The sequence below is a fragment of the Frankia torreyi genome (genome assembly GCF_000948395.1).
Taxonomy (GTDB): domain Bacteria; phylum Actinomycetota; class Actinomycetes; order Frankiales; family Frankiaceae; genus Frankia; species Frankia torreyi.
The window spans coordinates 1-25,652 of the sequence record NZ_JYFN01000008.1 but is presented as its reverse complement, the minus strand read 5'-3'; the positions used below and the strand labels follow the sequence as shown (position 1 = coordinate 25,652).

At 69.6% G+C, this 25,652-nt stretch carries 22 protein-coding genes and 1 tRNA gene; 2 read left to right on the top strand and 21 right to left on the bottom strand.

Translation table 11 applies throughout. From position 1 onward, the window contains the following. Positions 1-5 precede the first annotated feature (5 nt). The 9 genes from rplB to rpsL form a co-directional block, all read right to left on the bottom strand. Positions 6-839 (bottom strand): 50S ribosomal protein L2, encoded by an 834-nt coding sequence (gene rplB, locus FF36_RS07150; RefSeq protein WP_009740525.1) that lies wholly within the window; start codon positions 837-839, stop codon positions 6-8. Positions 840-900: 61 nt separating this feature from the next. Continuing rightward, a complete protein-coding gene (gene rplW / locus FF36_RS07145; RefSeq protein WP_009740526.1) occupies positions 901-1,197 on the bottom strand; it encodes a 50S ribosomal protein L23 in 297 nt (98 codons plus the stop codon). Continuing rightward, complete coding sequence (gene rplD / locus FF36_RS07140; protein WP_044884203.1) at positions 1,194-1,904, bottom strand: 50S ribosomal protein L4; 711 nt, start codon at positions 1,902-1,904, stop codon at positions 1,194-1,196. The genes rplW and rplD overlap by 4 nt, the downstream gene beginning before the upstream one ends. Continuing rightward, on the bottom strand, positions 1,901-2,605 hold the full coding sequence (gene rplC, locus FF36_RS07135) for a 50S ribosomal protein L3 (protein ID WP_044884202.1): 705 nt from the start codon (positions 2,603-2,605) through the stop codon (positions 1,901-1,903). Before rplC ends, rplD begins: the two co-directional genes overlap by 4 nt. A gap of 17 nt (positions 2,606-2,622) precedes the next feature. Next, positions 2,623-2,931 carry a 30S ribosomal protein S10 gene (gene rpsJ, locus FF36_RS07130; RefSeq protein ID WP_007514815.1) on the bottom strand — a complete coding sequence of 103 codons (309 nt, stop codon included), beginning with the start codon at positions 2,929-2,931 and terminating at the stop codon, positions 2,623-2,625. Between the two features lie 306 nt (positions 2,932-3,237). Further along, complete coding sequence (gene tuf / locus FF36_RS07125) at positions 3,238-4,431, bottom strand: elongation factor Tu (protein WP_044884201.1); 1,194 nt, start codon at positions 4,429-4,431, stop codon at positions 3,238-3,240. Between the two features lie 73 nt (positions 4,432-4,504). After that, a complete protein-coding gene (gene fusA, locus FF36_RS07120) occupies positions 4,505-6,601 on the bottom strand; it encodes an elongation factor G (RefSeq protein ID WP_044884200.1) in 2,097 nt (698 codons plus the stop codon). A 6-nt stretch (positions 6,602-6,607) separates the two neighbouring features. After that, positions 6,608-7,078 carry a 30S ribosomal protein S7 gene (gene rpsG / locus FF36_RS07115; protein WP_044884199.1) on the bottom strand — a complete coding sequence of 157 codons (471 nt, stop codon included), beginning with the start codon at positions 7,076-7,078 and terminating at the stop codon, positions 6,608-6,610. Beyond that, complete coding sequence (gene rpsL / locus FF36_RS07110; protein ID WP_009740532.1) at positions 7,078-7,452, bottom strand: 30S ribosomal protein S12; 375 nt, start codon at positions 7,450-7,452, stop codon at positions 7,078-7,080. The genes rpsG and rpsL overlap by 1 nt, the downstream gene beginning before the upstream one ends. Before the next feature lie 784 nt (positions 7,453-8,236). Here rpsL and mug point away from each other — a divergent pair. After that, the gene (gene mug / locus FF36_RS07105; RefSeq protein WP_044884198.1) at positions 8,237-8,830 is read left to right on the top strand and encodes a G/U mismatch-specific DNA glycosylase; all 594 of its coding nucleotides are present in this window, start codon (positions 8,237-8,239) and stop codon (positions 8,828-8,830) included. A gap of 268 nt (positions 8,831-9,098) precedes the next feature. Here mug and FF36_RS07100 read toward each other — a convergent pair whose 3' ends face one another. The 10 genes from FF36_RS07100 to FF36_RS07055 all read right to left on the bottom strand — a co-directional run bounded on the left by FF36_RS07100 (position 9,099) and on the right by FF36_RS07055 (position 22,815). Further along, positions 9,099-9,905, bottom strand: a complete 807-nt coding sequence (locus FF36_RS07100; RefSeq protein WP_044884197.1) for an RluA family pseudouridine synthase — start codon at positions 9,903-9,905, stop codon at positions 9,099-9,101. Between the two features lie 232 nt (positions 9,906-10,137). Further along, complete coding sequence (locus tag FF36_RS07095; protein ID WP_044884196.1) at positions 10,138-14,028, bottom strand: DNA-directed RNA polymerase subunit beta'; 3,891 nt, start codon at positions 14,026-14,028, stop codon at positions 10,138-10,140. A 105-nt stretch (positions 14,029-14,133) separates the two neighbouring features. Next, positions 14,134-17,559, bottom strand: coding sequence for a DNA-directed RNA polymerase subunit beta (gene rpoB / locus FF36_RS07090; RefSeq protein WP_011602294.1), 3,426 nt, complete (start codon positions 17,557-17,559; stop codon positions 14,134-14,136). A 935-nt stretch (positions 17,560-18,494) separates the two neighbouring features. Then, complete coding sequence (gene rplL / locus FF36_RS07085; RefSeq protein WP_044884297.1) at positions 18,495-18,887, bottom strand: 50S ribosomal protein L7/L12; 393 nt, start codon at positions 18,885-18,887, stop codon at positions 18,495-18,497. A 169-nt stretch (positions 18,888-19,056) separates the two neighbouring features. Then, on the bottom strand, positions 19,057-19,638 hold the full coding sequence (rplJ, locus tag FF36_RS07080; protein WP_044884195.1) for a 50S ribosomal protein L10: 582 nt from the start codon (positions 19,636-19,638) through the stop codon (positions 19,057-19,059). A 445-nt stretch (positions 19,639-20,083) separates the two neighbouring features. Beyond that, positions 20,084-20,800, bottom strand: a complete 717-nt coding sequence (gene rplA / locus FF36_RS07075; RefSeq protein WP_044884194.1) for a 50S ribosomal protein L1 — start codon at positions 20,798-20,800, stop codon at positions 20,084-20,086. A gap of 126 nt (positions 20,801-20,926) precedes the next feature. Then, positions 20,927-21,361 (bottom strand): 50S ribosomal protein L11, encoded by a 435-nt coding sequence (gene rplK / locus FF36_RS07070; RefSeq protein ID WP_009740540.1) that lies wholly within the window; start codon positions 21,359-21,361, stop codon positions 20,927-20,929. Positions 21,362-21,396: 35 nt separating this feature from the next. Beyond that, positions 21,397-22,275 carry a transcription termination/antitermination protein NusG gene (nusG, locus tag FF36_RS07065; protein WP_052680995.1) on the bottom strand — a complete coding sequence of 293 codons (879 nt, stop codon included), beginning with the start codon at positions 22,273-22,275 and terminating at the stop codon, positions 21,397-21,399. Between the two features lie 170 nt (positions 22,276-22,445). Continuing rightward, complete coding sequence (secE, locus tag FF36_RS39895; RefSeq protein WP_035921129.1) at positions 22,446-22,694, bottom strand: preprotein translocase subunit SecE; 249 nt, start codon at positions 22,692-22,694, stop codon at positions 22,446-22,448. A gap of 48 nt (positions 22,695-22,742) precedes the next feature. Further along, positions 22,743-22,815 (bottom strand) — tRNA-Trp (locus FF36_RS07055). A 391-nt stretch (positions 22,816-23,206) separates the two neighbouring features. Between FF36_RS07055 and FF36_RS07050 the strand changes: the two genes are divergently transcribed. Continuing rightward, positions 23,207-24,406 (top strand): pyridoxal phosphate-dependent aminotransferase, encoded by a 1,200-nt coding sequence (locus FF36_RS07050; protein ID WP_044884193.1) that lies wholly within the window; start codon positions 23,207-23,209, stop codon positions 24,404-24,406. Between the two features lie 21 nt (positions 24,407-24,427). On the opposite strand, the gene FF36_RS07045 is transcribed toward FF36_RS07050, so the two are convergent. Then, positions 24,428-24,856 carry a MaoC/PaaZ C-terminal domain-containing protein gene (locus FF36_RS07045; RefSeq protein ID WP_044884192.1) on the bottom strand — a complete coding sequence of 143 codons (429 nt, stop codon included), beginning with the start codon at positions 24,854-24,856 and terminating at the stop codon, positions 24,428-24,430. A gap of 94 nt (positions 24,857-24,950) precedes the next feature. Beyond that, on the bottom strand, positions 24,951-25,409 hold the full coding sequence (locus tag FF36_RS07040; RefSeq protein ID WP_044884295.1) for a MaoC family dehydratase N-terminal domain-containing protein: 459 nt from the start codon (positions 25,407-25,409) through the stop codon (positions 24,951-24,953). Positions 25,410-25,652 lie beyond the last annotated feature (243 nt).

Below are 25,652 nucleotides of genomic sequence, written 5' to 3'. Positions count from 1 at the left end.
GGTCACTACCGCCGCCTGTTCTGCTTGCGACGACGCACGATGAGCGCGTCGGACGACTTGTGGTTGGCGCGGGTCCGCCCCTCCGGACGGCCCTTCGGGTTGACCGGGTGGCGACCACCGGAGGTCTTGCCCTCACCACCACCGTGCGGGTGGTCGACCGGGTTCATCGCGACACCACGCACGGTGGGCCGGCGGCCCTTCCAGCGCATCCGGCCGGCCTTACCCCAGTTGATGTTGCTCTGCTCGGCGTTGCCGACCTCGCCGACGGTGGCGCGGCAGCGGACGTCCACGTTGCGGATCTCGCCCGAGGGCATCCGCAACTGGGCGTAGGGGCCGTCCTTCGCGACGAGCTGCACGCTGGCGCCGGCGCTGCGGGCGATCTTCGCGCCGCCGCCGGGACGCAGCTCGATGGCGTGCACCACGGTGCCGGTCGGGATGTTGCGCAGCGGCAGGGCGTTGCCGGGCTTGATGTCGGCGCCCACCCCGGAGCTGACCTGGTCACCCTGCTTGAGCTTGACCGGCGCGATGATGTAGCGCTTCTCGCCGTCGGCGTAGTGCAGCAGCGCGATGCGGGCCGTGCGGTTCGGGTCGTACTCGATGTGCGCGACCTTCGCCGGCACGCCGTCCTTGTCCCGCCGGAAGTCGATGATCCGGTAGGCCCGCTTGTGGCCGCCGCCCTGGTGCCGGGTGGTGATCCGGCCGTGGACGTTACGTCCGCCCTTGGAGTGCAGCGGGCGGACCAGCGACTTCTCCGGGTGGTCACGGGTGATCTCGACGAAGTCGGCCACGCTCGCGCCACGACGCCCCGGCGTCGTCGGCTTGTACCTACGAATTCCCATGGCTTCCTACCGTCCCTGGCCCGTCGACCGGTGGGCCGCCGCCGCGGCGCGGCGCACGCGCTCAGGCACCGGGGCCTCCGAAGATCTCGATCGTGTCACCGGGAGCCAGGCTCACCAGGGCCCGCTTGGTCGCGGACCGGTGTCCCCAGCCGTGCTTGGTCCGCTTGCGCTTGCCCTGCCGGTTGATGGTGTTCACCCGCAGGACGCGCACGCTGAAGATCTGCTGGACCGCGAGCTTGATCTGGGTCTTGTTCGCGTCCGGGTGCACGATGAAGGTGTAGACGTTCTCGTCGAGCAGGCCGTAGCTCTTCTCGGAGACGACCGGCCGCAGGATCACGTCACGCGGGTCGGGAATCACTTGTTCTCCTCCGCCCCGGCCGCGGCGGGCGACGCCGGACGGCTGTCGCGGGCGAGGAACGCGGCCAGCGCCTCCTCGGTGAAGACGACGTCGTCGCTCACCAGCACGTCGTAGGTGTTGAGCTGGCCCGGATCGAGCAGGTGCACCGCCGCGACGTTGCGCAGGCTCTTCCAGGTCAGTTCGTCAGTGCGGCTCGCGACCACCAGCACGCGGCGGGTGTCCGCGACCGTGCGCAGCGCCGTCACCGCAGCCTTCGTCGACGGCGTCTCGCCGGAGACCAGCGAGGACACGACGTGGACCCGGTTGTTGCGCGCCCGATCGGACAGCGCGCCGCGCAGCGCGGCGGCCTTCATCTTCTTCGGGGTGCGCTGGTCGTAGCTGCGCGGGGTCGGGCCGTGCACGACGCCACCGCCGGTGAACTGCGGAGCGCGCAGTGAGCCCTGCCGGGCGCGGCCGGTGCCCTTCTGCCGGTACGGCTTGCGACCACCGCCGCGGACCTCGCCGCGGGTCTTGGTGGCGTGGGTGCCCTGTCGGGCCGCCGCGAGCTGCGCGACCACGACCTGGTGGATCAGCGGGACGTTCAGCGGCACGTCGAACACGCCACCGGGCAGCTCAGCGCTGCCACCGTCACCGCCGTTCGGCGCGTGCACCGAGACGGTGCGCGTGGTGGTGGCATCCGGATCGGATGCGGTCGCCACCGGGCTCATGCCGAGACCTCCTCACCGGCGCCGACCGTCGCGGCCGGGGCGATCGCCTCGGGCGCCGGGCGCTTGGCCGCGCTGCGCACGAAGACGAGACCGCCGTCCGGGCCGGGAATCGCGCCCTTCACCAGCAGAAAGCCACGCTCGGTGTCGACGGCGTGGATGGTCAGGCCCGGCGTGGTGGTGCGCGCGTGGCCCATCCGGCCCGCCATGCGCAGGCCCTTGAAGACGCGGCCGGGGGTGGCGCAGCCGCCGACCGAACCCGGCGAGCGGTGCTTGCGCTCGACGCCGTGCCCGGCGCCCAGGCCCTTGAAGCCGTGGCGCTTCATGACACCGGCGAAGCCCTTGCCCTTGGAGGTGCCGGTGACGTCGACGACGGTCCCCGGGACGAACACCTCGCCGGTCAGCTCCTGGCCGGGCCGGTAGTTCGCGGCATCGGCGGTGCGCAGCTCGACGAGGTGGCGCCGCGGCGTCACCCCGCTCGTGGCGAAGTGCCCACGGGTCGGCTTGTTGATCTTACGCGGGTCGATCTCGCCGTAACCGAGCTGGACGGCCGAGTATCCGTCCGAGTCAGGCGTCTTGACCTGCGTGACGACGTTGGGTCCGGCCTTGATGACGGTGACCGGCACGACGCGGTTGTTCGCGTCCCATACCTGGGTCATCCCGAGCTTGGTGCCCAGGAGCCCTCTGTAGTTGCGGATGAGCATGACTGCGCCGGCCCCTCTTACAGCTTGATCTCGATGTCGACACCGGCGGGGAGATCGAGACGCATCAGCGAGTCGACCGTCTTCGGCGTCGGGTCAAGGATGTCGATCAGCCGCTTGTGCGTCCGCATCTCGAAGTGCTCGCGGCTGTCCTTGTACTTGTGCGGCGACCGGATGACGCAGTAGATGTTCTTCTCCGTCGGCAGCGGCACCGGTCCCGCGACCTGCGCACCCGTCCGGGTCACCGTCTCGACGATCTTCCGCGCCGAGCTGTCGATGACCTCGTGGTCATAGGCCTTGAGCCGAATGCGGATCTTCTGTGCCGCCATGGTGGGCTTCGCCTGTCCTGTCTGTCTCGTCCGGCCGGTACCGCTACCGGGTCACCGCCCGTAGATCCACGCCGCCGCCGGTGGCGCGAGGCCCGTGCCCCGCCGCCGGCGAAGGGAATCTGCCGGTTACCGCTGTCTCGTGCCGGCCTGAGCGTCGATCGATCGACGCTCGGGCCGGATTACCTGCCACGTCGGCAGCCGGGTGGCGCCGGCAGCCGGGCCGCCCGGGTGGTGCGGGCAATCGCGCCGCCCGAGCAGCAATGTGGGCGGTGGGCCCGGGGGCTCCGGACCCACCGCCCACCGCTACTACTTGAGAACCTTCGTGACCTGGCCCGCGCCGACGGTCCGGCCACCCTCGCGGATGGCGAAGCGCAGACCCTCCTCCATGGCGATCGGCTGGATGAGCTCGACCGTCATCTCGGTGTTGTCGCCCGGCATGACCATCTCGGTGCCCTCGGGGAGGGTCACGACGCCGGTCACGTCGGTGGTGCGGAAGTAGAACTGCGGCCGGTAGTTCTTGAAGAACGGCGTGTGGCGGCCGCCCTCGTCCTTGTTCAGGATGTAGACGCGCGCCTCGAACACCGTGTGCGGGGTGATCGTCTTGGGCTTGACGATGACCTGGCCGCGCTCGACGTCCTCGCGCTTGATGCCGCGCAGGAGCAGGCCCACGTTGTCGCCGGCACGCCCCTCGTCGAGCAGCTTGCGGAACATCTCGACGCCGGTCACGGTCGTCGTGGTGGTCTCCGGCTTGATGCCGACGATCTCCACGGTCTCGTTGACCTTGACGATTCCACGCTCGACGCGGCCGGTGACGACCGTGCCACGACCGGTGATCGTGAAGACGTCCTCGATCGGCATGAGGAACGGCCGGTCAATGTCACGCTGCGGCTCGGGGATCGAGTCGTCGACCGCGGCCATGAGCTCGAGGAGCTTGGCGCCCCACTCCTTGTCGCCCTCCAGCGCCTTGAGCGCGGAGACGCGGATGACCGGGACGTCGTCACCCGGGAACTCGTACGAGCTGAGCAGCTCGCGAACCTCGAGCTCGACGAGCTCGAGGATCTCCTCGTCGTCGACCATGTCGGCCTTGTTCAGCGCGACGACGATGTAGGGCACGCCGACCTGACGCGCGAGGAGCACGTGCTCCTTCGTCTGCGGCATCGGGCCGTCGGTCGCGGACACCACCAGGATCGCCCCGTCCATCTGGGCGGCTCCGGTGATCATGTTCTTGATGTAGTCCGCGTGCCCCGGGCAGTCGACGTGCGCGTAGTGCCGCTTGTCGGTCTGGTACTCGACGTGCGCGATCGAGATCGTGATACCGCGGGCCTTCTCCTCCGGCGCCTTGTCGATCTGGTCGAACGGCGTGAAGGGGTTGAGCTCCGGGTGCGCGTCGTGCAGGACCTTGGTGATCGCCGCGGTCAGCGTGGTCTTGCCATGGTCGATGTGACCGATGGTGCCGATATTGACGTGCGGCTTCGTCCGCTCGAACTTCTGCTTCGCCACGGGTGTCCCTCCAAGGACGGGTGGTGTCGTGCTGTGTAGTCAGGTCGGGGAGGTGCTCACGCCACGAGGGCGGTCACTCCCCCCTCGCCTTGGCGATGATCTCCTTGGCGACGTTCGCAGGAACCTCGGCGTAGGAGTCGAACTGCATCGAGTAGCTGGCCCGGCCGGACGTCTTCGACCGCAGGTCGCCGACGTAGCCGAACATCTCCGACAGCGGCACCTGCGCCCGCACGATTCGGGAGCCGCCCCGCTCCTCCATCGCCTGGATCTGTCCGCGGCGGGAGTTCAGGTCGCCGATGACGTCCCCCATGTGGTCCTCGGGGGTGGTCACCTCGACGGCCATCAGCGGCTCGAGGAGCACGGGATCGGCCTTGCGGGCCGCGTCCTTGAACGCCATCGAACCGGCGATCTTGAAGGCGAGCTCGGACGAGTCCACGTCGTGGAACTGGCCGTCCAGGAGGGTGACCTTGACGTCGACCAGCGGGTAGCCGGCGAGCACGCCGAACTCCATGGCCTCCTGGCAGCCGGCGTCCACCGACGGGATGTACTCCCTGGGGATGCGGCCGCCGGTGACCTTGTTCTCGAACTCGTAGCCGCCGCCGTCGCCGCCGGAGGGCTCCAGGTTGATGATCACTCGGGCGTACTGGCCGGACCCACCCGTCTGCTTCTTGTGGGTGTAGTCGACCTTCTCCACCTTGCGGCGGATGGTCTCCCGGTAGGCCACCTGCGGCTTGCCGACGTTCGCCTCGACACCGAACTCGCGGCGCATGCGGTCGACCAGCACGTCGAGGTGCAGCTCGCCCATGCCGGCGATGATCGTCTGCCCGGTCTCCTCGTCGGTCCGGACCTGGAAGGTCGGGTCCTCCTCGGCGAGCCGCTGGATGGCGGTGCCCAGCTTCTGCTGGTCGGCCTTCGTCTTCGGCTCGATCGCGACGTGGATGACCGGCGCCGGGAACGTCATCGACTCCAGGATCACCGGGGCGTTCGGGTCGCAGAGCGTGTCACCGGTGGTGGTGTTCTTCAGCCCCACCACGGCGACGATCTGCCCCGCACCGACGCCGTCCCGGTCCTCCCGGTGGTTGGCGTGCATCTGCAGGATGCGCCCGATGCGCTCCTTGCGGTCCTTCGTCGAGTTCAGCACCGGCGAGCCGCCGGTCAACCTGCCGGAGTACACCCGGATGTACGTCAGCTTGCCGACGTACGGGTCACTCATGATCTTGAAGGCAAGCGCCGAGAACGGCTCGTCCTCGCTGGGCTCGCGGCGAACCTCGGTGTCCTCGTCGTTGACCGCGTGGCCGACGGTGGCGCCGATGTCCAGCGGGTTCGGCAGGAACTCGACGACCGCGTCGAGCATCGGCTGGACGCCCTTGTTCTTGAACGCGGAGCCGCACAGCACCGGGTTGAGCTTGCTCGCGAGGGTTCCGCGCCGCAGGCCGGCCACGAGCTGCTCCTCGGAGGGCTCGACACCCTCGAGGTAAAGCTCCATGAGCTCGTCGTCATTCTCGGCGACCGTCTCCAGGAGCTTGTCGCGCCACTCCTGCGCGGCCTCGAGGTGATCGCGCGGGATGTCGACGGTCTCGTAGGAAGCGCCCTTGTCCTCGCTCTGCCAGAGGAGGCCCTTCATCCGGATCAGGTCGATGACGCCGCGGAAGTCGGACTCCACGCCCCAGGGGAGCTGGATGACGGCCGGCGTCGCGTCGAGCCGTTCGACCATCATGTCGACGCAGCGGTGGAACTCGGCGCCGACACGGTCCATCTTGTTGACGAAGGCGATCCGCGGCACGTTGTACCGGTCGGCCTGCTTCCAGACCGTCTCGCTCTGCGGTTCGACACCGGCGACGGCGTCGAACACCGCCACGGCGCCGTCGAGGACGCGCAGCGACCGCTCGACCTCGACCGTGAAGTCGACGTGGCCGGGCGTGTCGATGATGTTGATGGTGTGGTCGCGCCAGATACAGGTGGTGGCCGCGGAGGTGATGGTGATCCCCCGCTCCTGCTCCTGCTCCATCCAGTCCATCGTCGCGCCACCCTCGTGAACCTCACCGATCTTGTAGTTCACACCGGTGTAGAAGAGGATGCGCTCGGTCGTGGTGGTCTTGCCCGCGTCGATATGGGCCATGATCCCGATGTTGCGGGTACTGGCCAGCGAGGAACGTACGTCAGATGGCATGTCGAGCTACCAGCGGTAGTGGGCGAAGGCCTTGTTGGACTCCGCCATCTTGTGGGTGTCCTCCCGGCGCTTCACGCTGGCGCCGAGGCCGTTGCTCGCGTCGATGAGCTCGTTCATCAGCCGCTCGGTCATCGTCTTCTCGCGACGAGCCCGGGAGTAGCCGACGATCCAGCGCAGAGCGAGAGTCGTGCTGCGGCCGGCGCGAACCTCGACCGGCACCTGGTAGGTGGCGCCACCGACCCGGCGGCTGCGCACCTCCAGGGTGGGCTTGACGTTGTCGAGCGCCCGCTTGAGCGTGACGACCGGGTCGTTGCCGGTCTTGTTCTTCGCGCCTTCCAGCGCGCCGTACACGATGCGCTCCGCGACCGACTTCTTGCCGCTCATCAGCACCTTGTTCACCAGCGCGGTCACCAGCGGCGACCCGTACACCGGGTCAACCACGACGGCGTGCTTGGGCGCGGGCCCCTTGCGCGGCATCAGCCCTTCTCCTTCTTCGCGCCGTAGCGGCTACGAGCCTGCTTGCGGTTACGGACGCCCTGCGTGTCGAGAGCGCCTCGGACGATCTTGTACCGAACGCCCGGAAGGTCCTTCACTCGACCGCCGCGAACCAGGACGATCGAGTGCTCCTGCAGGTTGTGGCCGACGCCGGGAATGTAGGCGGTGACCTCGATCCCGCTGTTCAGCCGGACACGCGCGACCTTGCGCAGCGCCGAGTTCGGCTTCTTGGGGGTGGTCGTGTAGACGCGGGTGCACACACCACGACGCTGAGGGCTCCCCTTGAGTGCCGGGGTCTTGGTCTTCTCGACCTTGTCCTGCCGGCCCTTGCGGACCAGCTGCTGGATCGTGGGCAACGCCGCTCCCGTTCCTGTGACGCCTCGTCGTACTGCCTTGGGCAACCAGACCGGTACGCCGGCCTACCTGCTTTCCTTGCGAACCGCACCAGGGCCACCGCGGTGACCTCGACCGGCTTCTCCGACCCACGCGGTCGGGCGTGTCGCGCCGTTTCGCCCGAAGAGGATCACAAATTCGATTGATCCAACTGCGGTGGACAGCGCGCCATCCCGCCCGGCCGCTTCGCGGAACCGAGCCCGACAGTCGCCGACGGACACCCAGGCGGTGACTTTACGTCAGCCTGCCAGGCACCACGGCGCCACATCGAAGTGCAAGACGCACGCCGGAGTCACGTGGACTCCGGCCACAGGAATCAACAGTACTCCACGGCCGCGTCACGTGTCGAACGGGGTATCGGCCGACGTCCGACGCAGACACCGCAGCCCCACAAGCCCGCGACCTCGGACGGCGGGCGCGGCCGTCGCGCGCGACACAGCACACCGGCGGCCCAGAAACTCGCAATCGACCAGAACCCGGTACAGCCCGGGCATCCCACCGACCCGCGTCGAACGGGCCCACCGGAGCCGACAATCCACTACCCGCATGGCGGGGCGGCCGGACTCCGGCATCAGCACCGAAGGCAGCGGGCCGGACACCGGAACCCGGGACCTCCGCGTCCCTGGTACCCCTCGGCCCTGGCACATCCATGGTTCTGGTGGATCCATGGCCGTAGTACATCCACGGTCCTGGTCCTGGCACGCTGTACGAGACAGCACGATACCGGCACCGGAGGTCCTCGAGGACATGTTTGACGCAGTTGGCTCGCCGCCGCCGCCGGCCGCCCCGCCCGCCCGGCCGACCCGGGCCGAGCTGCTCGCCGCCTACGACACCGCGGTCCCGGACCTCCTCGCCCCGCGGACCACCGTGCTGCTGTGCGGGATCAACCCGTCCCTGGAGTCCGGGGCGACCGGCTTCCACTTCGGCACGCCGAGCAACCGGCTGTGGCCGGTCCTGCACCTCGCCGGGTTCACCCCGCGCCGGCTGCACCCCAGCGAGACCGCAGAGCTGACCAGCCGCGGCATCAGCATCACCAACCTGGTCAACCGGTCCACCGCACGCGCCGACGAGATCAGCGACGACGAGGTGCGGGCCGGCGTCGCCCCGCTCACCGAGCTCGTCGAGCGGATCTCGCCGCGCTGGGTGGCCTTCCTCGGCCTGGCCGCCTACCGGGTCGGCTTCGGCCGGCGCCGTGCGCAGGTCGGTCGGCAGCCGGAGACCCTGGGCCCGGCGGGCGTCTGGCTGCTACCCAACCCCAGCGGTCTGAACGCCCACTACCAGCTGCCCGATCTGGTCCGGGTGTACGGCGAGCTGCGCGAGGCCGCCTACGCCGACCAGTGACGCCGGAGTCCCGGAGCCGTCGGTCCGACGCCGTCCTCGCGCCGCAACACGCACGCCGCGCCGACACCACGACCGGCCCGGTGACCTGGGAGCGGCCCCACCTGCCTCTTCCACAGGGACAGATCGGGCACCGAACCCTGTGGAAGAGACAGGAAGGCGCTCTCCCACGCATCCGCCCCCATCGCCCGAGCCGTCGCCCATCTCCGTCACACCGCTGGACGTCACGGAATGTGACAAGCGGACGGGAAGGAACCCCTGCGGGGCTGCCCTAGCGTCGAGCGTCCTCGAGCAGGTCGGCGGGTAGCCGGTCGCCGACGGGGGCGAGGAAGTCGGCGTCGGGCGGCGCTTCGACCTCGATGCGCGCGCCGCCGGCCCAGGCGGCGTCGAAGGCGAGCCGCCAGGAATGCAGGAAGGTGCGGGTCGCCGGCGCCTTGTCGAACAGGGGGTCGCCGTCGATCGGATGGCCGATCCAGGCCAGGTGCACCCGGATCTGATGGCGCCGTCCGGTCCGCGGCGTCGCGGCGAGCAGGGTGTGCTCGCCGCCCTCCCGGAGTCGGGCGAACGTGGTGACCGAGGGATAGGTCCGTACGTGGCCGAAGACCGCCTCGGGCGGGACGGACCAGTGCCCCTCGTCCGCCCCCTCGGTGGACGCGAGCGGATGGCCGGACGCGGGCGCGTCGGCGGACCCGAACAGGGACGCGGTGATGTCGGCGCGGTTCGCGGCCACCCGGACCCGGCTCTTGCGGCCGACGCTGAGCGGCAGGTCGATGGTCCCCGTCGCGGGCAGGCCGCGGGTGCGGGTCAGGGCGAGGTAGCGCTTGTCGACCGTGCGCCGCTGGAACTGCCTGGTCAGGTCGCCGTGGAAGCGCAACTCCTTGGCGAACAGCACGATCCCGGACGTGACCTTGTCGATCCGGTGCACGGGGAACAGCTCTTCGCCGGCGTCGGCGGCGAGCCGCACAAGGTCGGTGTCGTGCCGCTCCCCCATGACCGAGATGCCGGCGGGCTTGTCGAGCGCGAGGACCGCCTCATCCTCGTGGATCGTGTGCAGGCGCCGGATAGCGGCCCAGTCCATCACCAGCCCCCACTCGTCGGTCAGCCATCGTCATCTCGGCCATCCCGGTCCGACTTCCTTGCCGTTCTGGGGGCCTCCGCGCCCGAAACGTCCCCCAGAACGGCAAGAAGCCATCGCTGGCGCGGGCGCGCGGGCGCGCGGGCCCGGCGTGGAGTCGGGCGTGGAACGCCGCCGGCCCGGTGTCCCCGGACAGGGGGCACCGGGCCGGCGGGATCGGCTCAGCGGTTCCGGGTCAGCGGAAGTCGCCCGAGCTGCGGTAGTCGAACTCGTCCAGCGGGACGGCCTGGCCGGAGCCGGTGCCGAACGCGCCGTACTCCACGCTGCCGCCGTCCTCGTACGCGCCGACGGAGTACATCGCGGCGCGCGCCTCCTCGGTCGGCTCGACCCGGATGTTGCGGTACCGGGAGATGCCGGTACCGGCCGGGATGAGCTTGCCGATGATGACGTTCTCCTTCAGGCCGACGAGCGAGTCCGACCGGGCGTTGATCGCCGCGTCGGTGAGCACTCGGGTCGTCTCCTGGAAGGAGGCCGCCGACAGCCACGACTCGGTGGCCAGCGACGCCTTGGTGATCCCCATCAGCACCGGGCGAGCCGAGGCCGGCTGGCCGCCGGACTCCACCACCCGGCGGTTCTCCGACTCGAACCGGGCCCGCTCACACAGCTCGCCGGGCAGCAGGTTGGTCTCGCCGGACTCCAGCACGTTCACCCGCTTGAGCATCTGGCGGATGATGATCTCGATGTGCTTGTCGTGGATCGACACACCCTGCGACCGGTACACCTCCTGGACCTGGTCGACCAGGTGGAGCTGGACCTGGCGCGGGCCGAGGATGCGCAGCACCTCGTGCGGGTCGACGGCACCGTCGACCACCTGGTTGCCGACCTCGATGCGGTCGCCCTCGCGGACCCGCAGGCGCGAGCGCCGCGAGACCGGGTAGGCGATCTCCTCGCTGCCGTCGTCCGGCACCACCACGACCTTGAAGGTCTTCTCGGTTTCCTCGATCTTCACCCGACCGGAGACCTCGGTGATGGGCGCCTTGCCCTTCGGGCTACGGGCCTCGAACAGCTCGACGACACGCGGCAGACCCTGGGTGATGTCATCGCCGGCGACACCACCGCTGTGGAAGGTACGCATCGTCAGCTGGGTGCCGGGCTCGCCGATGGACTGGGCGGCGACGATCCCGACGGCCTCGCCGACGTCGACCAGCTTGCCGGTGGCCAGCGAACGCCCGTAGCACTGGGCGCACACCCCCATCCGGGACTCGCAGGTCAGCGCCGAACGCACCCGGACCGACTCGATGCCGGCCTCGATGATCTGGCCGATCGCCACGTCCCCGGCGTCGGTGCCGGCGGGCACGATGATCTCGCCGTGCTCGTCGACGGCGTCGGAGGCCAGCGTCCGCGCGTACGCCGAGGTCTCGGCGTAGCGGTCGCGCACGAGCACGCCGTCCGCGCCGCGCCGGGCGATCCGGGTCAGGATGCCCCGCTCGGTGCCGCAGTCCTCCTCGCGGACGATGACGTCCTGGCTGACGTCGACGAGCCGGCGGGTCAGGTAGCCGGAGTCGGCGGTCCGCAGCGCGGTGTCGGCGAGACCCTTGCGGGCACCGTGGGTCGAGATGAAGTACTCGAGCACGGTGAGGCCCTCGCGGAAGTTCGCCTTGATCGGCCGCGGGATGATCTCACCCTTCGGGTTGGAGACCAGGCCACGCATGCCGGCGAGCTGCCGGATCTGCATCATGTTTCCGGCGGCTCCGGAGTTGACCAGCACGTAGACCGGGTTGGTCTGCGGGAAGTTCTTCTCCATCGCCTCGGCGATCTTGTTCGTCGCCTCGGTCCAGATCTGCACCAGCTCGCTGCGGCGCTCCTCGTCGGACAGGAAGCCGCGGTCGAACTGCTTCTGCACCCGGTCGGCGCGCTGCTCGTAGTCGTCGAGGATCTCGGCCTTGTTCGGCGGCGCGACGACGTCCTCGATCGCGACGGTGACCCCGGACCGGGTGGCCCAGTAGAAACCGGCGCTCTTCAGGGCGTCCAGGGTCGCCGCGACCTGGATCTTCGGGTACCGCTCGGCCAGGTCGTTGACGATCGCGGCCTGGGCCTTCTTGTTGAGCTGGGCGTTGATGAAGGGGTAGCCCTCCGGCAGCGCCTCGTTGAGCAGGCAGCGGCCGAACGTGGTCTCCAGGGTGAACACGTCCCCGGTGACCCAGTCGGCCGGCGGCACCCAGTCCGACGGCGGGGTGGTGTCGCGCAGCCGGACGCTGATCCGCGCCTGCAGCGCGATCTCCCGGGCGTCGAAGGCCATCTGCGCCTCGGCGACCGAGGAGAACGCCCGCCCCTCCCCGACGGCGCCCTCGGCCAGCGTCGACAGGTGGAACACGCCGGTCACCATGTCGAGGCTGGGCATCGCCAGCGGCCGGCCGGACGCCGGCGAGAGGATGTTGTTGCTCGACAGCATCAGGATCCGTGCCTCGGCCTGCGCCTCGGCGGACAGCGGCAGGTGCACCGCCATCTGGTCACCGTCGAAGTCGGCGTTGAAGGCCGTGCAGACCAGCGGGTGGATCTGGATGGCCTTGCCCTCGACGAGCTGCGGCTCGAAGGCCTGGATGCCGAGGCGGTGCAGGGTCGGCGCCCGGTTGAGCAGCACCGGGTGCTCGGTGATGACCTCCTCGAGCACGTCCCAGACGACCGGGCGGGCCCGCTCCACCATCCGCTTCGCCGACTTGATGTTCTGCGCGTGGTTGAGGTCCACCAGGCGCTTCATCACGAACGGCTTGAACAGCTCCAGCGCCATCTGCTTGGGCAGACCGCACTGGTGCAGCTTGAGCTGCGGACCGACGACGATGACCGACCGGCCGGAGTAGTCGACCCGCTTGCCGAGCAGGTTCTGGCGGAACCGGCCCTGCTTGCCCTTGAGCATGTCGGACAACGACTTCAGCGGGCGGTTACCCGGGCCGGTGACCGGCCGGCCGCGGCGGCCGTTGTCGAACAGTGCGTCGACGGCCTCCTGCAGCATCCGCTTCTCGTTGTTGACGATGATCTCGGGCGCGCCGAGGTCGAGCAGCCGCTTGAGCCGGTTGTTCCGGTTGATCACCCGGCGGTACAGGTCGTTGAGGTCGGACGTGGCGAACCGGCCGCCGTCGAGCTGCACCATCGGCCGCAGGTCCGGCGGGATCACCGGGACGCAGTCGAGCACCATCCCCATCGGGGAGTTGCGGGTGTTCAGGAACGCCGAGACGACCTTGAGCCGCTTGAGCGCGCGGGCCTTCTTCTGCCCCTTGCCGCTGCGGATGGTCTCGCGCAGCGACTCCGCCTCCGCGGCCAGGTCGAAGTCGGCGAGCCGGCGCTGCAGCGCCTCGGCGCCCATGCCGCCGTCGAAGTACTGGCCGAACCGGTCGCGCAGCTCGCGGTAGAGCAGCTCGTCCGGCTCCAGGTCCTGGACCTTCATGTTCTTGAAGCGGTCGAAGACCCGGTCCAGATCATCGATCTTGCGCTGCGCGCGGTCGCGGATCTGGCGCATCTCGCGCTCGGCCGACTCGCGGACCTTGCGCCGCGCGTCGCCCTTGGCGCCCTCGGCCTCGAGCTGCGCGAGGTCGGTTTCGAGCCGCTTCTGCCGGGTCTCGACGTCGGCGTTCTTCTTGTCCTCGAGCTGCTGCTTCTCGACGCCCATGCGGGCCTCGAGGGTGGGCAGGTCGCGGTGGCGCGCCTCGGCGTCGACCTTGGTGATCATGTAGGCGGCGAAGTAGATGACCTTCTCGAGGTCCTTCGGCGCCAGGTCCAGCAGGTAGCCGAGCCGGCTCGGGACACCCTTGAAGTACCAGATGTGGGTGACCGGGGCGGCCAGCTCGATGTGCCCCATGCGCTCACGGCGCACCTTGGCGCGGGTGACCTCGACGCCACAGCGCTCGCAGATGATGCCCTTGAACCGGACCCGCTTGTACTTGCCGCAGTAGCACTCCCAGTCCCGGGTCGGACCGAAGATCTTCTCGCAGAAGAGCCCGTCCTTCTCCGGCTTCAGGGTGCGGTAGTTGATCGTCTCCGGCTTCTTGACCTCACCGTGCGACCACTGACGGATGTCGTCCGCGGTGGCAAGACCGATGCGCAGTTCGTCGAAGAAGTTGACGTCCAGCAAGACTGTCGCCTGCTCTCTCTTTCTCGGTCGGGACGCTGGAGTCGGATGGACCGCCGGGGGTCCGCCGCCGCCTCACGGCGGGCGGATCGGGCCCCCGGCGCCCGCTCAGACCTCCTCGACGCTGCTCGGCTCCCGCCGGGACAGGTCGATCCCGAGTTCCTCCGCCGCACGGAAGACGTCCTCGTCGGTGTCACGCATCTCGATCTGCACACCGTCGCTGGAGAGGACCTCGACGTTGAGGCACAGCGACTGCATCTCCTTGATGAGCACCTTGAACGACTCCGGGATGCCGGGCTCCGGAATGTTCTCGCCCTTGACGATCGCCTCGTAGACCTTGACTCGGCCCACGACGTCGTCGGACTTGATGGTCAGCAGCTCCTGCAGGGCGTAGGCGGCGCCGTACGCCTCCAGCGCCCACACCTCCATCTCGCCGAACCGCTGGCCACCGAACTGCGCCTTACCACCCAGGGGCTGCTGGGTGATCATCGAGTAGGGACCGGTCGACCGAGCGTGGATCTTGTCGTCGACCAGGTGAAGCAGCTTGAGGATGTAGATGTAGCCGACCGCCACCGGGTAGGGGTACGGCTCGCCGGTGCGGCCGTCGAACAGCGTGGCCTTGCCGGAGGAGCCGATGAGCTGGACCCCGTCCCGGTTCGGGAGGGTGGAGTCGAGCAGACCGGTGATCTCCTCCTCGCGGGCGCCGTCGAAGACCGGCGTGGCCACGTTGGTCCCGGGGGTGGACGAGTCCGCCCCGATCCCGCGCAGCCGCTCCTTCCAGTCCTCGGTGCCGGCGTCCACCTGCCAGCCGGTCTTGGCCACCCACCCGAGGTGGGTCTCCAGGATCTGGCCGATGTTCATCCGGCGGGGGACGCCGTGCGGGTTGAGCACGATGTCCACCGGCGTGCCGTCCTCGAGGAACGGCATGTCCTCCTGCGGGAGGATCTTGGCGATGACGCCCTTGTTGCCGTGCCGGCCGGCGAGCTTGTCGCCGTCGGTGATCTTCCGCTTCTGGGCGACGTAGACCCGGACCAGCTCGTTGACGCCGGGCGGCAGCTCGTCGCCGTCCTCGCGGGAGAACACCCGCACGCCGATGACCTTGCCGGACTCGCCGTGCGGCACCTTCAGCGAGGTGTCGCGGACCTCCCGGGCCTTCTCCCCGAAGATCGCCCGCAGCAGCCGCTCCTCGGGGGTCAGCTCGGTCTCGCCCTTCGGGGTGACCTTGCCGACCAGGACGTCACCGGGCGAGACCTCGGCGCCGATCCGGATGATCCCGCGCTCGTCGAGGTCGGCGAGGACCTCCTCGGCGACGTTGGGGATGTCGCGGGTGATCTCCTCCGGGCCGAGCTTGGTGTCCCGGGCGTCGACCTCGTGCTCCTCGATGTGGATCGAGGACAGCACGTCGTCCTGCACGAGGCGCTGCGACAGGATGATCGCGTCCTCGTAGTTGTGCCCCTCCCACGGCATGAAGGCGACCAGCAGGTTCTTGCCGAGCGCCATCTCGCCGTTGTCGGTGCACGGGCCGTCCGCGATGACCTGGCCGGCCTCGACCCGGTCCCCCTCGAACACGATCGGCTTCTGGTTGATGCAGGTGCCCTGGTTCGACCGGCGGAACTTCGCCAGCCGGTAGGTACGCCGGGTGCCGTCGTCGTGCATGACGGTGATGTAGTCCGCCGAGAGGTCCTCGACGACGCCGGCCTGGACGCAGACGACCACGTCGCCGGCGTCCTTGGCCGCGCGGGCCTCCATCCCGGTGCCGACCAGCGGCGCCTCGGAACGCAGCAGTGGCACCGACTGGCGCTGCATGTTGGAGCCCATGAGCGCGCGGTTGGCGTCGTCGTGCTCGAGGAACGGGATCATGGCCGTGGCCACGGACACCATCTGCCGCGGCGAGACGTCCATGTAGTCGACCTCGTCCGGCGGGATGAACTCGACCTCACCGCCCTTGCGGCGGACCAGCACGCGGTCCTCGGCGAACGTGCCGTCGGGGCTCAGCGGCGTGTTGGCCTGCGCCTTGACGTGCCGGTCCTCCTCGTCCGCGGTGAGGTAGTCGATCTGGTCGGTGACCCGGCCGTTGACGACCTTGCGGTACGGCGTCTCGACGAAGCCGAACGGGTTGACCCGCGCGAACGTCGACAGCGAGCCGATGAGGCCGATGTTCGGGCCTTCCGGCGTCTCGATCGGGCACATCCGGCCGTAGTGGCTGGGGTGCACGTCGCGGACCTCGAAGCCGGCCCGCTCCCGGGACAGACCACCGGGACCCAGCGCCGACAGGCGGCGCTTGTGGGTCAGGCCGGCCAGCGGGTTGGTCTGGTCCATGAACTGCGACAACTGGCTGGTGCCGAAGAACTCCTTGATGGAGGCGACGACCGGCCGGATGTTGATCAGGGTCTGCGGCGTGATCGCCTCGACGTCCTGGGTGGTCATCCGCTCGCGGACGACCCGCTCCATCCGGGCGAGCCCCAGCCGGACCTGGTTCTGGATCAGCTCGCCGACCGTGCGCAGCCGCCGGTTGCCGAAGTGGTCGATGTCGTCGACCTCGTACTCGGCCGGGTCGGCGCCCGCGTGCAACTTGACGACGTACTCGATCGTGCGCACGATGTCATCCTCAGTGAGGACGCCGACGTCGTGGGCGATCTCCAGAGTGAGCTTCTTGTTCACCTTGTAGCGGCCGACCTTCGCCAGGTCGTAGCGCTTGGGGTTGAAGAAGAGGTTCTCGAGCAGGGTCTGCGCCGACTCCCGCGTCGGCGGCTCGCCCGGGCGCAGCTTGCGGTAGATGTCCAGCAGCGCGTCGTCCTGGCTGGCCGTGTGGTCCTTCTCCAGGGTGATGCGCATCGACGGGAAGTCGCCGAACCGCTCCAGGATGCGCGCCTCGTCCCAGCCCAGCGCCTTGAGCAGGACCGTCACCGACTGACGGCGCTTGCGGTCGATCCGAACCCCGACGGTGTCCCGCTTGTCGATCTCGAACTCGAGCCAGGCCCCGCGCGACGGGATCACCTTGCAGGAGTACAGGTCCTTGTCCGACGCCTTGTCCAGGCTGCGTTCGAAGTACACCCCCGGCGACCGGACGAGCTGGCTGACCACCACACGCTCGGTCCCGTTGATGACGAAGGTGCCCTTGGGGGTCATGAGCGGGAAGTCGCCCATGAAGACCGTCTGGCTCTTGATCTCACCGGTGGTGTTGTTGGTGAACTCGGCCGTGACGAACAGCGGGGCCGAGAAGGTCATGTCCTTGTCCTTGCACTCCTCCACGGAGTACTTGGGCGGCTCGAACCGGTGGTCCCGGAAGGACAGGGACATGGAGCCGGAGAAGTCCTCGATCGGGGAGATCTCCTCGAAGACCTCCTCCAGACCTGAGGTGATCGGAACATCGTCCCGGCCCGAGTCGATGGCCTCCTGAACCCGCTCCGCCCAGGCGTCACTACCGATCAGCCAATCGAAGGACTGCGTCTGAAGAGCAAGGAGATCCGGGACCTCGAGGGGCTCGATGATCTTAGCGAACGAGATGCGGGAGGAAGAGCGCGAGGCGGCCAAGGTGGTCCTTCCGGGTGGCCTGATCGTCGGGCTGGCGTCGCGGACGTCAAGGATCCGTCGGGGGGGTGGTCAGGTGATCAGTGTCTCGCTACGGTTGTCGGGAACAGCGACGGGGGGTGCCCCGTCGGTGAGAGGATGACCGCGAGGCGCATCGGTGCGGCGGTGCCGGGTGTTCCGGCGGCCGGTCGCGCGGCCGGAGTCGGCCCTCGTCCCGCAGCAAGTCCGCCGATCCGGCGTCCGTCGGTCCGCAGAACCGCAAAAATCCGTCGCGGCAGGCGTTCGGCTGACTGCGGGCACGCCAAAGCGCCGTCGCGGCGCAAGCGCGCGGCAACGCCGGTGTCCGCTGAGAACAACGGGTCGGTGCACGGGCAAAGGTCTGCTCAGAGTCCTCGGTGTGGCTGCCATACAGCCGTGCCACGCACCAGCACGGCCAGCGCGCCTTCACGTCGAACCGGAACCCACCGCGTGCGCGGCCCCGACACCATGGTCGAGACCGCCCGGCGGCGCGTACCGGACCCCCACAGAGAGCCCGACCTCACCGGAGAACCGGTGTCGGCGGAGCCGATGCGACGAAAAGGGCAGCGCAAACTAGCAGTGTAGCCGAAGGGCACACCGCTGGCAAGGGCGTGCGTGGCAGGACCACGCGGGGGGAACGTAGAGCACCGCATCTGCTTCCCGACGAGCGTTCGCGACATGATGGAACTCCGATCTACAGGGGCCGTCAACCCCCTTCGGAAAACGTCACGAACGACCCGACCTGCTCATCCGCTTACGTTGCAGCGTGTCTCGGCGATTCGCCAGGCACAGACGCCGCGTGCCGGGACACCTCGGAGGTGCCCCGGCACGCGGGATGCGCCACGGCCGCGTCGAGCGGCCGCACCGGCCCGCGGCGGCGCGGAAACGCCGCCCGGGCCGGGCCCGAAAGACGGGCGGTGTTACTTGACGGTGACCGACGCGCCAGCGCCCTCGAGGGCCGCCTTGGCCTTCTCCGCGGCCTCCTTGGCGACCTTCTCCAGGACGGGCTTGGGCGCCCCGTCGACGAGGTCCTTGGCCTCCTTCAGCCCGAGGCTGGTCAGCGCCCGGACCTCCTTGATGACCTGGATCTTCTTGTCACCCACGGACTCGAGGATGACGTCGAACTCGTCCTGCTCCTCGGCGGCCGGAGCCTCGCCGCCCGCGCCGCCGGCGGCCGGCGCCGCAGCCACGGCGACGGGCGCCGCGGCGGTCACGCCGAAGGTCTCCTCGAACTGCTTCACGAACTCCGAGAGCTCCAGCAGGGTCAGTTCCTTGAACGCGTCGAGCAGCTCTTCGGTCGACAGCTTCGCCATGATGGCGTTTCCTTCCTCGTCATGCCGATGATCTCGGCCGGCCGGGTGGGCGACCGGTGATCGGGGTGGCTCGTGGGTGGTGCCGGCTGGGCGCGGTGGCCCGGCCGGCGCGGGTGCTCCGCGGGCGGCGGCCGCCGGACCGGCGACCGTCATCCCGCGGCGCGCAGGCTTACTCCGCGGGGGCCTCGGCGGCCTCGGCGGCGGGCGTCTCCGCGGCGGGCGTCTCCGCGGCGGACTGGCTCGCCCGCTGCTCGCGCAGCGCCTCGGCCAGCCGGGCGACCTGCGACAGCGGGGCGGCGAACAGGCCGACCGCGCCGGACAGTGAACCCTTCATCGCGCCGGCGAGCTTCGCCAGCAGGATCTCGCGGGACTCCAGATCCGCAAGCTTGCGGATCTCGTCGGCCGTCATCGCCTTGCCCTCGACGACGCCGCCCTTGACCACGAGGGCCGGGTTGGCACGGGCGAAGTCGCGCAGGCCCTTGGCCGCCTCGACCGGGTCGCCGGTGACGAAGGCGACGGCGGTCGGGCCGACGAACAGATCGTCGAGCCCGGTGACGCCGGCCTGCTCGGCCGCGATCTTGGTCAGCGTGTTCTTGACCACCGCGTAACGTGCGCCCTCGCCGAGGGTGCGCCGCAGCTCGGTGAGCTGGCTCACCGTCAGACCGCGGTACTCCGTGAGGACCGCGGCGGTCGCGCCACGGAACTCCTCGGCGATCTCCGCCACCGCGGCGGTCTTCTCAGGTTTCGCCATGGGGCTCCTTCGGGGTGTCGGCCGGCCATCCGTTCAACCCCGGGAGACGACAAACGCCCCGGCGCAGGCGCACGGGGCGTGAAGAGCGACATCGGGCGGGGAGGACGGCGCACCTGCGCCGACCGCCTCGGAAGTGCCGCGGTCCTTTGCATCCGTCACCTGCGCGGGCCGCCCGGGGAAGTCGGGCCTTCGGCCGTCGCTATGTCCGGGCGGGATCTCCCCCACCTGGGCGACGACGGCGACCAGCGGTCTTCGGCGTAAAACGTGTTCGTACGAAGTGTACGCGATGATCCCGCGTACACGTTCACCGGCCTNCCCGGCCTACCCGCCTTACCTTGCCTTTCCAGAGGGACGAAACGGACACGGAGACCTCTGGAAAGGCAAGAAGGCAAGAACGCCGAACATCAGGCGCAGGCGCGTGGCCCGAGGCCCCGCGACGGCGACCTCAGGCGGGGACGCCCTCTTCGAGCAGGTTGCGGGTGCGGTTCGGGTCGACCGGGATGCCCGGGCCCATGGTGGTGGCGAAGGTGACCTTCTTCAGGTAACGACCCTTCGCCGCCGAGGGCTTCACCCGGACGATCTCGTCCAGGGCGGCCGTGTAGTTCTCGATGAGCTGGGCGTCGGTGAAGTTCGTCTTCCCGATGACGATGTGCAGGTTGCCCTGCTTGTCGACCCGGAAGTTGATCTTTCCGCCCTTGATGTCGGCGACGGCCTTGCCGATGTCCAGCGTCACGGTGCCGGTCTTCGGGTTCGGCATCAGCCCGCGGGGGCCGAGGATGCGGGCGATCCGCCCGACCTTGGCCATCTGGTCCGGCGTCGCCACCGTCGCGTCGAAGTCCAGGAAGCCCTCCTGGATGCGGGCGACCAGGTCGTCGCTGCCGACGATGTCGGCGCCGGCGGCGGTGGCCTCGGCGGCCTTCTCACCGGCGGCGAAGACGGCGACGCGCGGCGACTTGCCGGTGCCGTGCGGCAGGTTGACGGTGCCGCGGACCATCTGGTCGGCCTTGCGCGGGTCGACCCCGAGGCGGATCGCGACCTCGACGGTCGCGTCGTACTTCGTGGTCGAGGTCTCCTGGGCGAGCCGGACGGCGTCCAGCGGGCTGTAGAGGTTCTCGGGGTTGATCTTTTCGGCGGCGGCCCGGTAGGCCTTGCTGCGCTTCATGCTGTCTCCTCGTGGTGCCGGCGGACGGTCGGCCAGGCTCGCCACGGTGCGGATCTCGTCCGGGCCGCGGAGGCTGGCACCGACCGCCCTCCCACGGCGTCGGTTCGGTGTGGCGGGTACGGAAGGCTAGTCGCCGACCGTGATCCCCATCGAGCGGGCAGTCCCCGCAATGATCTTCTCGGCCGCCTCGATCGTCGTGGCGTTGAGGTCGGGAAGCTTGGTCTGGGCGATCTCGCGCACCTGGGCCGGGGTCAGCTTGGCGACCTTGTCCCGGTGCGGGGTCCCGCTGCCCTTCTCCACGCCCGCGGCCTTGAGGATGAGCCGCGCGGCCGGCGGGGTCTTCGTGACGAAGGTGAACGACCGGTCCTCGTACACGGTGATCTCGACCGGCACGACGTTGCCGGCCTGCGACTCCGTCGCCGCGTTGTACTGCTTGCAGAACTCCATGATGTTCACGCCGTGCTGGCCCAGCGCGGGGCCGACCGGCGGCGCCGGCGTGGCCTTGCCGGCGTTGATCTGGAGCTTGATGATCGCGGTGATCTTCTTCTTCTTGGGCGGCATGTGCTCGTCTTCCTACCGGAGTTCCACGGACCGAATCAGATCTTCGCGACCTGATTGAACTGCAGCTCGACGGGCGTCTCCCGACCGAAGATCGAGACCAGCACCTTCAACCGCTGGGCGTCGAGGTTGATCTCGCTGATGGTCGCCGGAAGCGTGGCAAAGGGGCCGTCCATGACAGTGACCGACTCCCCGACCTCGAACTCCTGGACCCGGACGGTCTCGACCTTCTTCTCCTTCGGCGCCGCCGGGGCGAGGATGGACAGGACTTCCTCGCGCCGCAGCGGTGAGGGCCGGTTGGTGAGCCCCACGAACCCGGTCACACCCGGCGTGTTACGGACCGCGGACCAGGACTGGTCCGTCAGGTCCATCCGGACGTAGATGTAACCCGGGTACTTCTTCTGCTGGACCAACTGCCTCTTGCCGTTCTTGACCACCGGGACCTCCTCGGTGGGCACCTCGATCTGGAAGATGTAATCCTCCATGTTGAGGCTGGAGATACGGGTCTCGAGGTTGGTCTTGACCTTGTTCTCGTAGCCCGCGTACGAGTGCACGACGTACCACTCGCCCGGCGCGTCCTCGATGGCGCGACGCAGGTCGTCGTCATCGTCATCGGTGTCGTCGGCGGCGGCGACCGGCGCGGCGCTCGCGGGCTCGGCGGCCGCGGCGGGTTCGTCCTCCGCGGCGGGCTCGGAGCCCGCGTCGGTCACGGAACCGGCCTCGTCGGCCTCGGCCTCGGTGCTGGGGGTGGCCTCGGCACTCGACTCGTCGGCGTCGTCGGAGTCGGCGTGGGGGTCGTCGAGCTCGGCGCCGGCGTCCGTACTCGCCACCTCGTCGTGCTCGAACGCCGCAAGGAGATCGAGACGGGCGAGGGCCTCCCCCTGCTCGGAGGAGGCGTGCTCGGGCGACTGGGACACGCGGACGTTCCTTCTTTCGTGGACGCTTCTGCTGCTGTGGACTCCGCGGAGCGGGCGCTGCGCGGGCGTGGTGCCGGACGGGCGGCAGCCGACCGGCCGGCGTACCGGCATCGATCACCCGCCCGGACCCGTCCGTCCGTACTGCCCGACCCCGCCGACTGGCGGGCCCGTCAGCCGAAGATCGCGAGGACCGCCTTCGTGAGCCCGAAGTCGAGACTAGCCACGAAGGCTGTCATCACGCTGACGAACACGAGCACGACCAGCACGTAGGTGATCAGCTCGCTCCGGCCGGGGTAGACGACCTTCCGGAGCTCCGCCATGACCTCGCGGATGAACTGAACCGGCCGATACCGACGCCGACCCGCGGTACGCGTGGCCCGCCTGGGACGCGGTGCCGCGTCACGGGTATCGGTCGCCACTCAACTCCACCCAACTCCGTCGCCGAACCAGCCAACCGTCGAACAGCGCAGGGGCGACAGGACTCGAACCTGCAACCGCCGGTTTTGGAGACCGGTGCTCTACCAATTGAGCCACGCCCCTTGGACACGCCCGGATCCCCGCCACCGCATCGAACCCACACGCTGCGCTTCTGCACCATAGCGCACAGTCCAGCCTGTGAGCCGGTTACCGGAATGGGTACCCGAGCGGATCGAGCATACCCCTTCATCGCCCCGACTCCGCCACGGACCGTCCGTGGGCGCCGCCGGGCACCGTCCCCAGGACCCACGGAGCACCCTCCGGACACCGTCCGCAGGACCCTCGGAGCACCATCCGCAGGACCCGCGCGGCAACGTCCGCAGGACCCACGGCGCGCCGTCCATGGGACCCGCGGGACGGGGTCAACCGGCCACCCCGGAACCGGTCCGCACGGACGCCGGATCCCGGCCGCCTGCGCACGACGCCCATCCGGACGCCATGGCAGCATGGCACTATGAGCAGGATCTCAAGCCGCATCGGCGGCATCGCCCCATCCGCGACGCTGGCCGTCGACGCCACCGCGAAGGCGATGCGCGCCGCGGGCCAGGACGTGGTCGGCTTCGGCGCCGGCGAGCCGGACTTCCCAACTCCGGACCACATCGTCGCCGCCGCGGAGAAGGCTTGCCGCGAACCCCGCATGCACCGCTACACCCCGGCGGGCGGACTGCCGGAGCTGCGGCAGGCCATCGCCGAGAAGACGGCCCGGGACTCCGGTGTCACCGTCTCCGCGGGCCAGGTCCTGGTGACCAACGGCGGCAAGCAGGCCGTCTACGAGGCCTTCGCGACGCTGCTCGACCCCGGTGACGAGGTGCTGTTGCCCGCGCCGTACTGGACGACCTACCCCGAGTCGATCCGCCTCGCCGGCGGTGTGCCGGTCGACGTCGTCACCGGGCCGGAGGCCGGCTACCGGGTGACCGTCGAGCAGCTCGAGGCGGCCCGCACCGAACGCACCAAGATTCTGCTGTTCAACTCGCCGTCGAACCCGACCGGCGCCGTGCACACGCCGGAGGAGGTCCGCGAGATCGGTCGCTGGGCCGAGCAGGCCGGCATCTGGGTGCTCGCCGACGAGATCTACGAGCATCTCGTCTACGGCGAGGCGCGGTTCGCCTCGATCCTGGCGCAGGTGCCGGAGCTCGCCGAGCGCTGCGTCATCGTCAACGGCGTCGCGAAGACCTACGCGATGACGGGCTGGCGGGTCGGCTGGCTGATCGGGCCGACGGACGTCGTCGCCGCGGCGGCGAACCTGCAGTCGCACGCGACCTCGAACGTCGCCAACGTCTCCCAGGCCGCGGCGCTCGCCGCCGTCGCCGGGCCCCTCGACGCCGTCGCCACGATGCGCACCGCCTTCGATCGCCGCCGGCTGACGATGCACCGCATGCTCACCGAGACCCCGGGAGTGAGCTGCCCGCTGCCCGAGGGCGCGTTCTACTGCTACCCCTCGCTGCAGGGCGTGCTCGGCCGCGGCCTTCGCGGCCGGACGCCCACGACCAGCGCCGAGCTGTGCCAGCTCATCCTGGAGGAGGCCGGGGTCGCCATCGTCCCCGGTGAGGCGTTCGGCACCCCGGGCTTCGCCCGGCTGTCCTACGCGCTCAGCGATGAGGACCTGGTCAAGGGCGTCAGCCGGCTGTCCGCCCTGCTCAGCGAGGCCGCCTGAGCGAGACCCGGGCCTGACGGCTCAGCTCAGTCGGACGGTGGCGCGCGCGGCCATCAGCACCTTCTCGCCGCGACACCGGGTGGTGAGGTTCACGACCACCCGGTTGTCGTCGAGCTTCTTCTCCACGACACCGCGCACCGACACCGAGGCGCCCTCGTCGTCGTCCGGGACCACCACCGGCGCGGAGAACTTCACGCCGACCTCGAGGACGGCGCCCGGGTCCCCGGCCCAGTCCGTGACGAGCCGGGTGGCGGTCGCCATCGTCAGCATCCCGTGCGCGAGCACGCCGGGCAGGCCCGCGTCCGCGGCGGCCCGCTCGCTCCAGTGGATGGGGTTGAAGTCCCCGGATGCTCCCGCGTAGCGGACGAGATCGACCCGCCGCAGCGGGAACAGCCGCTCCGGCAGCTCGGTGCCGACCTCGACGTCGTCATAGCCGACGGTCGCCGTCATCGTTGTTCTCCCCAGGGTGAGGCACTCCCGATGGGCTTCGGGGGTGCGGCCGGACCGGCGGCCCGGTTCTCACCGGGCGCCATGGGACGCGCGCTCATGCCCGCGGCGGTGCCGTGCCGCGGGAGACCAGGGTGCACGTGCCGACCGCGACCTCCTCGCCACTCGTGGTGTCGTAACGGTAGGTGGTGACGAGCACCTCGTTGCGGCCCACCGCGCGGATGCTGGTCAGCGTCGAGGTGGTGATCAGCTCGTCGCCCGCCACCACCGGCCGGCGCAGGGCGAAGCGCTGCTCACCGTGCACGACCAGGGCGTAGTCCAGCCCGAGCGCTGGATCGTCGGTGGGGAGCCCCAGGGCCCCGGGGATCGCGGTGATCAGGAACGTCGGCGGCGCGACGAGATCGGGGTGGCCGGCGGCCTTGGCCGCCTCCACGTCGTGGTAGAGCGGGTTGTCGTCCCCGATCGCCTGGGCGAACTGCCGGATCTGCTCGCGTCCGACCTGGAAGGGAACGGGCGAGACGAAACTGCGTCCCACGAAGTCCTGGTTCAGCGGCATCAAGGCTCCGATCTCGGCGTCCGCGGCAGGCCCGGATGCCGTGGCGCACCTGGCCGCAGCGCGTCGGTGGACGGGCCGGACGGACTGCGTCGTGAAGTATCCCACCACGAACCTGATGAGCCGACCCATCGACGGAGGGGTCGATGTGTCCTAGTAGACCGTCGCTGTTTAGTTCTGGGGTGTGGCAGGCTGGTGTTGGCAGATCTTCCTCGTCCCCTCTGCCGGTCAGGACAAGTCATGCCG